Here is a 12,127-nt window from a genome sequence, read left to right on the forward strand (position 1 = left end):
GGCCGCGAAGGCCGCGTTGGCCGCCAGGTGGGTGCGGGTGCTGGCCTTGCTCATGCTCTCGTAGGCGCGCGCCAGGATGGCCGACAGACGGCCGCGCACCACCTGGTTCGTACGACCGGTCTGGCCGTTGATCAGCACATAGATCGACGCCCGATCCGCGCCCGGCACCCGCTGGGCGCCCACCAGCAGGGTCTCGGGCACGCCCAGGAAGGGCATGTTGATGCCGCCGTCGGCGTGCATCTCCTCGACGATCTGGTCGCCCTGCAGGCCGGCGATCATCACCGGCGGAAACACGCCCGGTATGCTGGCCGACGCGATCAGCACCTCGCGGAACAGCACCAGGGCCTGCTCGTCTCCCTGGGTCGCCAGCTGTCCCATGTCCCAGACGATCGATTCCTGGCTGTCCAGATTGGTGGTCACGACCAGCAGGCGCCGTCCCTTGGCGTGCTCGGCGGCGATCTGACTCAACAGCTCCGGCGTGACGTTCTGGTCGACCAGCCGCCGCAAAGGGGCGGCGCTGAACAGACTGGGCCCCGTCAGCCCGGCCAGGGCGCGCGGGCTCAGCAGGCCGTCGGCGCCGCCATCGGTGTAGGCCGCGCGCAGTTCGTCGTCCCAGCCGGAGCCGAGGAAGGCGAAGGGCGCGGCCAGGGCGCCGGTGCTGATGCCGGTGACGATATCGAATTGCGGGCGAGTTCCCGTCTCGCTCCAGCCGACCAGCACGCCTGCACCGAAGGCCCCGTTGGCCCCGCCTCCGGACAGGGCGAGCACGGCTCCGGTGGCGTGGGGCGAGGCCAGCCGCTGGGTGAACAGGGCGATGAGTTCGTTGACCCGGACCTGATCCCCGGGCCGGATGCGCGGGTCGACGGTGTACGACAGCGGCGCATTGAGCGTCCGCACCGGCAGGGGCTCAAGCCGCGCCACGGCGCCGCAACCGGACAGCAGGAACGCCCCCATCAGCACGCCCGCCAGGGCTGGGCGCCACGCGGATGTCCGCCGCGGATCAACAGGGTCCTGGTTCATCTCTCTCTCCGCCACGCCCGATATTCGCCAACACAATCCGCAACCGCCACGGTTGTTGCGTGAACCGAACGGAACCGGCGCCCCGCGGCAGCCTTCACAGTGTTCAGGTGCGCGTTAGACCACTTTGGAGAACAGTCCGTCTTCAGGACCAGTCACGTCAATCTGATCGCTGGCTACTGGAGGGAACGAGGCGTCCATGACCCTGATCCTCCCCCCGTCCAGCCGCCCGCAACCTGTTGGCGGGCGCAGACGACCTACAAGGAAGGCCGTGAGTTGTGGCGCCGCTAAGGAAGACCTTCGTCGTGGAGGCGCTGGGCGGCGCACCCCTCGGCGAGGAAGTCCAACAGCAGGCGCACCGACGGCAACAGACCCCGCCGCGAGGGGAAGACCGCGTGGACGATCCAGCGCTTGGGCCGCCAGTCGGGGAAGAGGTCGATCAACCGCCCTTCCTCCAGGTCCCGCCCCACGGTGACCGTCGGCAGCAGGACGACGCCCACCCCCTGCAAGGCGCCCTCGTGCAGCATGTGCAGGTCGTCCGTCACCAGACGCGGCGCGTGGCGCACAGAGGCGGTCATTCCGTCCCTGTGGTGCAGGGCCCAGGTGTGATCGCGATTGGCCGGACCGAAGTCCAGACTGGGCCAGTCGGCCAAGTCCGCCGGACCGGACGGCGGCGGGAACCGCGCCATCAGTGTGGGCGAGGCCACCAGACGGTGCACGCTCGCATCCAGCTTGCGCATGACCAGGTCCGTCACCTCCAGCGGCGGCTCGCGCACGCGGATGGCCAGGTCGAAGCCCTCGCCGATGACGTCCACCCGACGGCTGGTGCTGTGCAGATGCACCTCGACCTCGGGATAGAGGGCCATGAAGCCGGCGATCAGCGCGCCCATCTGATAGGTCAGCAGCCCCGGCACGCACGCTACGCGGATCACCCCGCGCGGCTGCGCCGTGACGTTGTCGATCACTGCCTGGGCCGCCTCGGCCTCGACCAGCATGGCCAGGCAGTGCTGATAATAGGCCTGACCGATCTCGGTGACCGAGAATTTGCGGGATGAGCGGTGGATCAGCCGCGCCCCCAGCTGGTCCTCCAGCGCGGCGATGCGACGGCTCAGCTTGGACTTCTGCATTCCCAGCGCCCGCGCGGCCGGGGCGAAGCCGCCGTGGTCCACCACCTGGACGAAGTAATAGAGGTCGTTGAGGTCCCGCATCGTTCTATTGATAGGACGCTCCGACGCGATTTCGCAATCTATCGCGGTCGGCGTTCCCGGATCATATCGGTCTCAACGCGGTCGGCCCGGTCCGATCGCTCCGAAGGAGACACGTCATGAAGAAGGTTCTGGGACGATACGGCAACGACCGCGGCCACTGGGTCGGCGACGGCTTTCCGGTGCGCTCACTGTTTTCCTATGACGCCGCGGGCAAGCAGGTCAGCCCCTTCCTGCTGCTCGACTACGCCGGTCCTCATAATTTCGAGCCGACCGACCAACGGCGCGGCGTCGGCCAACATCCCCACCGCGGCTTCGAGACCGTGACCATCGTCTATGACGGCGAGGTCGAGCACCGCGACTCCACGGGTCAGGGCGGCGTCATCGGCCCCGGCGACGTGCAGTGGATGACGGCCGGCGGCGGCATCCTGCACGAGGAGTTCCATTCGTCCGCCTTCGCGCGGACGGGCGGGCCGTTCCGCATGGTGCAGCTGTGGGTCAACCTGCCGGCCAGGGACAAGATGACCCGGCCCGGCTACCAGTCGATCCTGAACGCCGACATTCCGACCGTCGCCCTGCCTGAGGGCGCGGGCACGGCCCGGATCATCGCCGGCGCCATGGACGCGGCCAAAGGCCCGGCCAGCACCTTCACTCCCATCAATGTCTGGGACGTGAGGCTGAACCGGGACGCCGAGACGACGCTGGACCTGCCGGAAGGCCATACCGCCATCGTCGTGGTCCTGTCGGGTCACGTCACGGTCAACGGCGACCAGCCGACCGGCGCCGCCGAGGCCCTGCTGCTGGATCGCAAGGGCGACAGCGTCACCCTGAGCGCCGACGCGGACACCGTTCTGCTGGTCCTGACCGGCGAGCCGATCGATGAACCCATCGTCGGCTACGGCCCGTTCGTGATGAACAGCGAGCAGGAAATCCGCCAGGCGATCACGGACTTCAACAGCGGCCGCTTCGGGGCCATTCCCGCCGTCGCCTGATCCCACCCTTGGCCCGGTCTTCGGACCGGGCCGCACCGTCCCAACAGAGAAGGGTCTCCGATGATTGAGATGATAATCGACCAGCGCCGCAAGGATCTCGGCGGGTTCGAGGTGGGCCGCGTCCTGCCCTATGCGAAGCGCCGCGCGGTCGGCCACTTCGTCTTCTTCGACCATATGGGTCCGGTCGACATGCCCGCCGGCGTGCCCAAGACTGTGGACGTGCGCCCCCACCCTCACATCGGCATCTCGACCCTGACCTACCTCTTCTCCGGCGAGATCACCCACCGCGACAGCCTGGGCGTCCAGCAGGACATCCGTCCGGCCGAGGTCAACTGGATGACCGCCGGCAGCGGCGTGACCCACTCCGAACGCTTCGAGCGCGCCCGCCGCGAAGGCGCCCTGCTGGAAGGCATCCAGGCCTGGGTCGCCCTGCCCGACGGTCAGGAAGAGATCGCCCCCTCGTTCCAGCACGTGCCCACCGCGGACCTGCCGACCTGGCGCGAGAATGGGGTCAAGGGTCGCTTGGCGGCAGGCGAGGCGATGGGCATGAAGGCCGGAGTCAGCACCTTCTCGCCCCTGCACTATCTGCATCTTGAGCTGGAGCCCGGCGCGCGTTTCCAGACCCCGACCGACCATTCCGAAAGCGCCGTCTATGTCGTCTCCGGCCTGATCGAGGTGGATGACGGCCGCCCGCTCGGCCATGGCCAGATGGCGGTGCTGGAGAAGGGCGTGGCCTCGGTTCTCTGCGCGCTGGAGCCCTCGACCGTCATGGTGCTGGGGGGCGAGCCGGTCGGCGAACGCTTCATCGACTGGAATTTCGTCTCGTCGTCCAAGGACCGTATCGAACAGGCCAAGGCCGACTGGCGCGCCGGACGGATGAAGCTGCCCGACATGGACGACCAGGAGTTCATCCCCCTGCCGCCCGAACCGGCGCCTCCCGCCAACCCCATGTCCTGATCGGAACCGTCCCATGGCCATCGCCCACGCCCGTATCGGGACCGCCCGTTACCTGACCTCGATCAGGACAGGCGGCGACCTGAAGCACGCCCTGACCGCCGACGAGCCCGACCGTCTGGGCGGCGCCGACGCCGGTCCCGCCCCGTTCGACCTGCTGGTCTCGGCGCTCGGCGCCTGCACCGCCATCACCCTGACCATGTACGCCGAGAAGAAGGGCTGGCCGCTGGAGGGACTGGACGTCCGTCTGGAATATCTGGGCGGCGAGACCCCGCCGCGCATCGAGCGGATACTGGTTCCCGCCGGTCCGCTGGACGACGCCCAGCGCGCGCGCCTCGCCGACATCGCCGAACGCACCCCGGTGACGCTGGCGATCAAGAACGGCGTGCCGGTGCACACCACCCTGCGATCCGACTGAAAAGCCGCAGGCGTCAGGCGGTCGGGATCCACCGGCGATCTTCGAGCAGCCTCAAGATCCGGTCGGCGGCCGCTTCGGGTGTGAGCGCGAGTGTGTCGACGACCAAGTCCGGATCGGACGGCGGTTCGTAGGACGAGCCGACGCCGGTGAGGTCGACGATGACGCCCGCGTCGGCCCGGGCATACAGGCCCTTGGGGTCGCGCGCGCGGCAAGCGTCCAGAGGCGCGTCGACGAAGATTTCGAGGAAACCGTTCGTGGGCAGACGATCACGAACGGCCCGGCGCGCGGTGATGCTGGGCGAAACGAAGGCGCACAGACTGATGACGCCGCCCTCGGCGAACAGGCGCGCCACCTCCCCTGCGCGGCGGACGTTCTCGGCTCGATCCTCCGGTGAGAAGCCGAGATCCCTGTTCAGGCCGTGGCGCAGATTGTCTCCGTCCAGCAGGACCGTCCGTATGCCCCGCCCATGCAGCTTGCGCTCCAGGGCCGTGGCGATGGTCGACTTGCCCGAGCCGGGCAGCCCGGTCAGCCAGATCGCGCCGCCTTCGTGGCCGTTCAGCCGCGACCGGTCGCGCCGCGAGACGGCCTCGGCGGTGGGATAGATGTGTCCGGCCTGGCCCAGCGCGACCCGGGCCACCCCGGCCGCCGCGACGGCGCCGGTCTCCCGGTCGATCAGGACGAAGGCCCCCATGGCCGGATCGTCCGTAAACGGATCGAAGGCGATCGGCGACGACAGCGTCAGTTCCGCGGCGGCGATCTCGTTCAGGTTCAGCCCCGCATTGTCGCCCGCTTCGGCCTCGGCCAGCACGACCTTGACCGGCGAGATCCGGCCTCCGATGCGGATCCTGTAGGCGCGATCGGACGCAAAGGGCCGGTCGCCCATCCACAGCAGGCTGGCCGAGAACCGGTCCACCGAGGTCGGCCGGGCGTGCGGCAGCGCCAGGACATCGCCGCGGGCCACGTCGACCTCTTCCTTCAGCACCACGGTCACCGCGTCCCCGGCCTCGGCAGAGGTCCGGTCGCCTTCCCAGGTCACGATGCGCGCCACGGTCGCCGTCTTGCCTGACGGACTGACCACGATCTGGTCGCCGGCGCGGACCCGCCCGGAGGCCACCGTTCCCGCATAGCCGCGGAAGGTGTGGTCGGGGCGATTGACGTACTGCACCAGGAAGCGGAGCGGCCGCGACACGCGGCTGTCCTCGACGGGCAGGCCCTCGAGCGCCTCGATCAGCGTCGGCCCCTCGAACCACGACAGTTCAGGCGAGCGCCGGACGACATTGTCGCCCTGCCGCGCGCTGATCGGCACGGCGGCGACGGACCGGAAGGCCAGGCCCGCCGCGAAGGCGGCGTAGTCGGAGGCGATGGCTTCGAAAGCCGAGCGGTCGTAGTCGACCAGATCGATCTTGTTCACCGCCAGGATGACATGCCGGATTCCGAACAGGGAGACGATGCGGCTGTGGCGCTCGGTCTGGGCCGTCACGCCCCGGGTCGCATCGACCAGAATGACGGCCGCGTCGCACCCGGACGCGCCGGTCGCCATGTTGCGGGTGTACTGCTCATGACCGGGGGTGTCGGCCACGATGAAATTGCGGCGCGCCGTCGAGAAATAGCGATGGGCCACGTCGATGGTGATGCCCTGTTCACGTTCCGCCTCGCCCGCCGTGCCGAAGCGGCGGCTGTCGCGCTCAAGCGCGGCGAGCTGGTCGTCCGCGACCTGGCCGGTGTCATGCAGCAGGCGGCCGATCAGGGTGGACTTGCCGTCATCAACCGAGCCGCAGGTCAGGAACCGCAGATGGTCGCGGGCCGCGGGATCGGGAACGGTCCCGGACAAGGGCACGATTTCACCGTCCATCAGAAATAACCCTCGCGCTTCTTGCGCTCCATCGAGGCGGTCTCGTCCGCGTCGATCAGCCGGCCCTGACGCTCGGAGGCGCGGCTGGACCTCAGTTCCGCGATGACGGAATCGATATCATCGGCGTCCGACTCAACAGCCGCCGAGAGCGGGTAGCAGCCGAGCGAACGGAAGCGCACGCGGCGCAGGCGCGGAACCTCGCCGGCCCGCAACGGCAGGCGTTCATCGTCGCGCACGATCAACGCGCCGTCGCGCTCGACGACCGGCCGTAGGGCGGAAAAATAGAGCGGCACGACCGGGATGGCCTCGATCCGCGTGTATTCCCAGACGTCGAGCTCGGTCCAGTTCGACAGGGGGAAGACCCGCAGGGATTCGCCGGGCTGGAGGGCTGAGTTCCATAGCTTCCAAAGCTCGGGTTTCTGACGACGCGGATCCCAGGTGTGGTCGGGGCCGCGCACCGAGAAGATGCGTTCCTTGGCGCGACTCTTCTCCTCGTCGCGCCGGGCGCCGCCGAAGGCCACGTCGAAGCCGTGCTGGTCCAGCGCCTGCTTGAGGGCGTCGGTCTTCATGACCCGGGTGTGCAGCGACGAGCCCGAGGCGACGGGACTGACGCCGCGCTTCACCCCGTCTTGGTTGATGTGGACGATCAGGCGGGCGCCGTAGGTTTCGGCGACCGTATCGCGATGCCGGATCATGTCGCGGAACTTCCAGGTCGTATCGACGTGGAGCAGCGGGAACGGCGGCGGCGCCGGATAGAAGGCCTTGGCGGCGAGGTGCAGCAGCACGCCGGAGTCCTTTCCGATCGAATACAGCATCACCGGATTGCGCGCGGTGGCGGCGACCTCCCGGAAGATCTCGATAGCCTCCGCTTCCAGACGCCGCAGGTGGGGCGACAGCCGCCCGATCGGCGCCAAGGGCGCGGTCGGCGTGTCTGAAGGACGGACGAGTGGTGCGGCAAGGGTCATGGAAGCCTCGTGGATGCCCCACCCAAACTCCACCCGCGCGGCTCAGGTCGAACGATTTGATCTGGGTGAGGTCGATAGATTTTCTTACAGGTCACCCGACGAAGGCCCGCTCCAAGACATAGTCGCCGGGGGCCGCGTTCGAACCTTCCGTGAAACCCGCCCGCTCCAGCAGGGTCGCCACGTCGCGGATCATGGCCGTCGATCCGCACAGCATCGCGCGGTCGGTCGCGGGGTCGAATCCGGAGCCGAGATCCAGATCGGAGAACAGGGCGCCGTCCTCGATCCGACGGGTGATCCGTCCTGGCCGATCGAACGGTTCGCGCGTGACGGTGGGGTAGTAGAGCAGCCGTCCCAGGGCGAGGTCGCCGATCAGAGGATCTTCGAAGACATCGCGTGTCAGGAAGGTCCGATAGGCCAGGTCCTGCACCTGCCGGACGGTGTGGGTCACGACGACCTGGTCGAACCGCGCCCAGGTCTCCGGATCGCGCAGTACGCTCAACCAGGGGGCCAGTCCGGTCCCGCTGGCGATCAGGAACAGTCGCCGACCGGGGGTCAGGGCGTCCAGCACCAGGGTGCCCGTGGGCTTCTTGCCCAGCAGGACGCCATCTCCAGCGGCCAGCCGGCCGAGCCGCGACGTCAGCGGGCCGTCCGGAACCTGGATGGAGAAGAACTCAAGCTCGTCCGACCAGCCTGGACTGGCGATCGAATAGGCCCGGAGCGTCGGCTTGCCCGCGCCGTCTTCGGCCGGGAGCCCCAGCATGACGAACTCGCCCGAGCGGAACCGGAAGCTCTCGGGCCGCTCGACGGCGAAGCTGAACAACCGGTCGGTCCAGCGCCGTGTCCACAGGATGCGGGGCTCGTGCCAGGCGGAGGCCTGGGCGGCGGGACGGACGGGCGCAAGGGTTTCGGTCATGGCGATCCTTCAGGCAGGACCTCGCCCATAGGAGACTGCGCCACCGCAGCGCGAACGACTTCTTCTGCCGCCATCGGGCAGAAAAACTGCGACCGCCCTAGAGCTGATCCAGGCCGGTGTCGTGGAACGCCGCCTGCTTCTTCAGCCAATCCGTGAAGGCCTTGGCGCTCGGGGACAACGGCCGATCCTTCGGATGCACCACGTGATAGGCGAAGCCGACCACAGCGCCGCCGTCGTGGAAAGGCGCGATCAGGCGTCCCGCCGCCAGGTCCGCCTGGGCCAGGGTGCGCTTGGCCAGGGCGACGCCACGGCCCGCGACCGCCGCCTCGATCAGCATGGCGGATTGGTTGAACCGGGAGCCCCGCCGCGCGTCGCCGTGGCGAACCCCGCGCGCCATCAGCCACATCGGCCAGTCCGGCCGGCCGGGATCCCCGTCGCCCGACATGTCGTGCAGCAGCACATGGTGGGCCAGGTCCGCCGGCGTCCGGATCGCGTTCGGCCGCTGCATCAGCGACGGCGCGCAGACCGGAAGGACGCTCTCGATCAGCAGCCGTTCGGCCACGTGGCCCGGGTAATCTCCAGGGCCGTAGCGGATCGCCAGGTCGATCTGCCCTTGGTCGAACGCGACCGGCTCCATATCCGCCGACACCCACACCTCGATCTCGGGATGAAGCGCGTGGAAGTCGTCCATGCGGGGCATCAGCCATTTGGAGGCGAACGAAGGCGCGACGCTGATCGAGACCTGGCGGCGGCGCGGCGGCTCCCGCATCAGGGCCGAGGCGTCGCGCAGCCGGTCCAGCCCCTCGGCCACCAGCGGCGCCGACGAGCGGCCCAGATCGGTCAGTTGCAATCCCTTGGCTTCGCGCTTGAACAGCGGAGCGCGAATGATCTCCTCGAGCTGCCGGATCTGCTGGCTGACGGCGCCGGGGGTGACCGCCAGCTCCTCAGCCGCGCGCGAGAAGCTCAGGTGCCGGGCGGCGCTTTCGAAGACGCGCAGGGCGTTCAGGGGTAACAGGGTTCGGGCCATCACTGATAGAAAACCTAATAGATCGACAAAGACAATCTCGTTTGTTGCGCATCACCGCCGGACCTAGGGCTGGGGTGGAAGCTCGGCCGTCAGAGAGCCGTGAAATGATCCGATGCGCGTATTCCTCGCCTCCATTCCCCTGCCGGGGACCTCGATCGCCCTGATTGGCGCGGGCGACGCCGCCGCCGCCAAGGCGCGGCTGTTTGATGGCTCCGGGGCGAAGCTGCGCTGGTTCGCGGGACCGACCGCGGAGTCTGACGAGGCGTGGATCGCGCGCTGGCCGGAGGCGGCGGACCTGGCCGGCGCCAGACTGATCTTCATCGCCGTCGCCGATCCGGCGCAGTCGCGCGCCCTCGCCGTCCGGCGCCCAGGTCAATGTCGTGGATCAGCCCGGATTGAGCGACTTCCACACCCCCGCCCTGATCGACCGGGACGGGGTGGTGGTCGGGATCGCCACCGGCGGTGCGGCGCCGGTGCTGGCCCGCGAAGTGCGAGCGCGCGTCGAAGCGGCCCTGCCCCAGGGACTGGATCGCCTGGCCCGCCTGGCCGAAGGCCTGCGCGAAACAGTGATGGCGACCCTGCCGGACTTCATGGCCCGCCGCCGGTTCTGGGAGACCGCCTTCCGCGGCGCGCCCCGGGACCTGGCGCTGGCGGGCCGGACCGCTGAGGCGCGCCGCGAGATGCTACGCCTACTGAACCGCCCAGAACAGCCGCAGGGGGTCGTGCATCTGGTCGGCGCCGGACCGGGCGATCCCGAGTTGTTGACGCTCAAGGCGCTGCGCGCGCTGCAGGACGCCGACATCGTCATCCACGACCGCCTGGCGCCGCCCGCTGTTCTGGACCGCGCGCGCCGCGATGCGCGCCGGATCTACGTCGGCAAGAGACGCGGCGAGCATTCCGTGCCGCAGGAACAGATCGCGGCGCTGATGATCGCTGAAGCGAAAGCCGGGCACCGCGTGGTGCGGCTGAAGGGTGGCGATCCGTTCGTGTTCGGCCGCGGCGGCGAGGAGCTGGAGGCCGTGCGGGCCGCGGGGATCGAGGTCGTCGTCGTGCCGGGAATCACCGCCGCCCTGGGGTGCGCGGCGGCCGCGGGCATTCCGCTGACGCATCGCGACCAGGCGCAGGCCGTCAGCTTTGTGACCGCCGAGACCCGACCCGGCGGCGCCGGGGCCGACTGGACCGCCCTCGCCACCCCCAACCACACGCTCGCCGTCTATATGGGCGTAGCCGGAGCGGCGGCGGTGCAGGCCGGCCTGATCCAAGCCGGCCGGGCGCCGGACACGCCGGTCGCGGTGATCGAGAACGGGTCCCGGCCCGATCAGCGCGTCGTCACGGGCCGGCTCGACGACCTCGCCCGCCTGGTGGCCCGCGAGAAAGTCGTCAGCCCTGCCCTCCTGATCGTCGGTGAAGTCGCGGCCTGGGCACGTTCCGGCGCGACGGCGCGGGAGGTCGCGGCATGAAGATCGTGACCGCCAACCGCCTCTCCGACGGGCGGGTGATCTACGCCGATGCGTCGGGAGAACCCGTCGGGGCGCTCAACCAGGCCGGCCGGTTCGACGGCGAAGCCGCCGACCTCGCCCTGTCGCAGGCGGCGCTCCAGCCCGCGATCTACGTCAATCCCTATCTGGTCGAAGTCGATGACGGTCGCCCCTCAGGCCGCGACCGGTTCAAGGAGCTGATCCGCTCGAAGGGCCCCACCGTGGGCCACAGTCTGGAGCAGCTCTGATGTACCGCTACGACGAATTCGACACCGCCATTGTCCGCGAACGGATCGAGGAGTTCCGGGACCAGGTGTCGCGCCGGGTCTCGGGAGGCCTGACCGAGGACGAGTTCAAGCCCCTGCGCCTGATGAACGGGGTCTACCTGCAGCTGCACGCCTACATGCTGCGCGTCGCGGTGCCCTACGGGACGATGAACAGCGGCCAGCTGCGCCGCCTGGCCCGTATCGCGCGGGTCTATGACAAGGGCTACGGCCATTTCACCACCCGCACCAACATCCAGTACAACTGGCCGGCGCTCAGCGACATTCCTGCGATCCTGTCGGAGCTGGCCGAGGTCGAGATGCACGCCATCCAGACGTCGGGGAACTGCATCCGCAACGTGACCACCGACGTCTTCGCCGGCTGCGCGGACGACGAGATCGAGGATCCCCGTCCGTGGTGCGAGATTCTGCGCCAGTGGTCGACCATCCATCCCGAATTCTCGTTCCTGCCGCGCAAGTTCAAGATCGCGGTGATCGCGGCCCCGAAGGATCGGGCCGCCATGCGCACCCACGACGTCGGCCTTCAGCTGATCCGGGGCGAGGACGGACAGGCGGCCTTCCGGGTGTTCGTGGGCGGCGGCCAGGGCCGGATCCCGCATATCGCGCAAGAGATCGCGCCGGCGGTGCCGGGCCGGGACCTGCTGGCCTATCTCACGGCCATTCTCCGCGCCTGGAACCTGCTGGGCCGCCGCGACAACATCCACAAGGCGCGGATCAAGATCCTGGTGGCCTCCCTCGGCATCGACGCCTTCCGCGAGGAGGTCGAGCGGCATTTCGCCACCCTGCGCCGCGAGGATCTGCGGGTGCCGGACGAAGAGGTCGCCCGCATCCGCGCCTATTTCGCGCCGCCGCCGTTCGCAGACCTGCCGAGGACCAGCGGAGCCTTCGACCGGGCGAGCCTGGCGGATCCCGACTTCGCCCGTTTCGCGCGCAACAACATCCGGCGCCACCGGCAGCCGGGCTATGCGACCCTTATCGTCTCGCTGAAACCGCAGGGAGGCGTTCCAGGCGACATCACCGCC

The 12,127-nt window shown here is 69.1% G+C and carries 12 protein-coding genes and 1 pseudogene; 7 read left to right on the forward strand and 6 right to left on the reverse strand.

The window, feature by feature from the left end; genetic code table 11:
• The coding region (locus Q0C81_RS08715; RefSeq protein ID WP_291836552.1) for a patatin-like phospholipase family protein at positions 1-1,020 on the reverse strand (1,020 nt) is incomplete at its 3' end.
• A gap of 284 nt (positions 1,021-1,304) precedes the next feature.
• Positions 1,305-2,225 carry a LysR substrate-binding domain-containing protein gene (locus tag Q0C81_RS08720; protein WP_291836555.1) on the reverse strand — a complete coding sequence of 307 codons (921 nt, stop codon included), beginning with the start codon at positions 2,223-2,225 and terminating at the stop codon, positions 1,305-1,307.
• Between the two features lie 116 nt (positions 2,226-2,341).
• On the opposite strand from Q0C81_RS08720, the gene Q0C81_RS08725 reads away from it, so the two are divergent.
• Genes Q0C81_RS08725 through Q0C81_RS08735 form a run of 3 tightly spaced genes read left to right on the forward strand, consistent with a single transcriptional unit; the run spans position 2,342 to position 4,586 of the window.
• Positions 2,342-3,214, forward strand: coding sequence for a pirin family protein (locus Q0C81_RS08725; protein WP_291836557.1), 873 nt, complete (start codon positions 2,342-2,344; stop codon positions 3,212-3,214).
• 60 nt (positions 3,215-3,274) lie between these two features.
• Positions 3,275-4,171: a pirin family protein gene (locus Q0C81_RS08730; protein ID WP_291836561.1), complete on the forward strand. Its 897-nt coding sequence runs from the start codon at positions 3,275-3,277 to the stop codon at positions 4,169-4,171.
• 13 nt (positions 4,172-4,184) lie between these two features.
• Positions 4,185-4,586: an OsmC family protein gene (locus tag Q0C81_RS08735; protein WP_291836564.1), complete on the forward strand. Its 402-nt coding sequence runs from the start codon at positions 4,185-4,187 to the stop codon at positions 4,584-4,586.
• A 13-nt stretch (positions 4,587-4,599) separates the two neighbouring features.
• Here the strand turns inward: Q0C81_RS08735 and cysC are convergent, their stop codons facing one another.
• From cysC to gcvA, 4 genes are all read right to left on the reverse strand, one after another.
• Complete coding sequence (gene cysC / locus Q0C81_RS08740) at positions 4,600-6,417, reverse strand: adenylyl-sulfate kinase (RefSeq protein WP_291836567.1); 1,818 nt, start codon at positions 6,415-6,417, stop codon at positions 4,600-4,602.
• 20 nt (positions 6,418-6,437) lie between these two features.
• Positions 6,438-7,403, reverse strand: a complete 966-nt coding sequence (gene cysD / locus Q0C81_RS08745; protein ID WP_291836570.1) for a sulfate adenylyltransferase subunit CysD — start codon at positions 7,401-7,403, stop codon at positions 6,438-6,440.
• A gap of 91 nt (positions 7,404-7,494) precedes the next feature.
• Positions 7,495-8,316 (reverse strand): ferredoxin--NADP reductase, encoded by an 822-nt coding sequence (locus Q0C81_RS08750; protein WP_291836573.1) that lies wholly within the window; start codon positions 8,314-8,316, stop codon positions 7,495-7,497.
• Between the two features lie 97 nt (positions 8,317-8,413).
• Positions 8,414-9,343, reverse strand: a complete 930-nt coding sequence (gcvA, locus tag Q0C81_RS08755) for a transcriptional regulator GcvA (protein ID WP_291836575.1) — start codon at positions 9,341-9,343, stop codon at positions 8,414-8,416.
• Positions 9,344-9,455: 112 nt separating this feature from the next.
• Here gcvA and Q0C81_RS18290 point away from each other — a divergent pair.
• The 4 genes and pseudogenes from Q0C81_RS18290 to Q0C81_RS08770 all read left to right on the forward strand — a co-directional run.
• Positions 9,456-9,641 (forward strand): annotated as a pseudogene (locus Q0C81_RS18290) (uroporphyrinogen-III C-methyltransferase); the annotation flags it as partial.
• Positions 9,642-9,738: 97 nt separating this feature from the next.
• Complete coding sequence (gene cysG, locus Q0C81_RS08760) at positions 9,739-10,803, forward strand: siroheme synthase CysG (RefSeq protein WP_291836578.1); 1,065 nt, start codon at positions 9,739-9,741, stop codon at positions 10,801-10,803.
• Entirely contained in the window at positions 10,800-11,069 is a 270-nt protein-coding gene (locus tag Q0C81_RS08765; RefSeq protein ID WP_291836581.1) for a DUF2849 domain-containing protein, read from the forward strand. The genes cysG and Q0C81_RS08765 overlap by 4 nt, the downstream gene beginning before the upstream one ends.
• On the forward strand, positions 11,069-12,127 hold a 1,059-nt coding region (locus Q0C81_RS08770; RefSeq protein WP_291836584.1), incomplete at its 3' end, for a nitrite/sulfite reductase. The genes Q0C81_RS08765 and Q0C81_RS08770, both read left to right, overlap by 1 nt.

Origin of the sequence: Brevundimonas sp. (assembly GCF_023259385.1) — a bacterium.
Lineage (GTDB): Bacteria > Pseudomonadota > Alphaproteobacteria > Caulobacterales > Caulobacteraceae > Brevundimonas.

Bases quoted from the DNA above. Each gene is read 5' to 3' on its own strand.
- Q0C81_RS08750 (WP_291836573.1), bottom strand. From the start codon at position 8,316: ATGACCGAAACCCTTGCGCCCGTCCGTCCCGCCGCCCAGGCCTCCGCC.
- Q0C81_RS08720 (WP_291836555.1), bottom strand. From the start codon at position 2,225: ATGCGGGACCTCAACGACCTCTATTACTTCGTCCAGGTGGTGGACCAC.
- Q0C81_RS08725 (WP_291836557.1), top strand. From the start codon at position 2,342: ATGAAGAAGGTTCTGGGACGATACGGCAACGACCGCGGCCACTGGGTC.
- cysD (WP_291836570.1), bottom strand. From the start codon at position 7,403: ATGACCCTTGCCGCACCACTCGTCCGTCCTTCAGACACGCCGACCGCG.
- Q0C81_RS08765 (WP_291836581.1), top strand. From the start codon at position 10,800: ATGAAGATCGTGACCGCCAACCGCCTCTCCGACGGGCGGGTGATCTAC.
- Q0C81_RS08730 (WP_291836561.1), top strand. From the start codon at position 3,275: ATGATTGAGATGATAATCGACCAGCGCCGCAAGGATCTCGGCGGGTTC.
- Q0C81_RS08735 (WP_291836564.1), top strand. From the start codon at position 4,185: ATGGCCATCGCCCACGCCCGTATCGGGACCGCCCGTTACCTGACCTCG.
- gcvA (WP_291836575.1), bottom strand. From the start codon at position 9,343: ATGGCCCGAACCCTGTTACCCCTGAACGCCCTGCGCGTCTTCGAAAGC.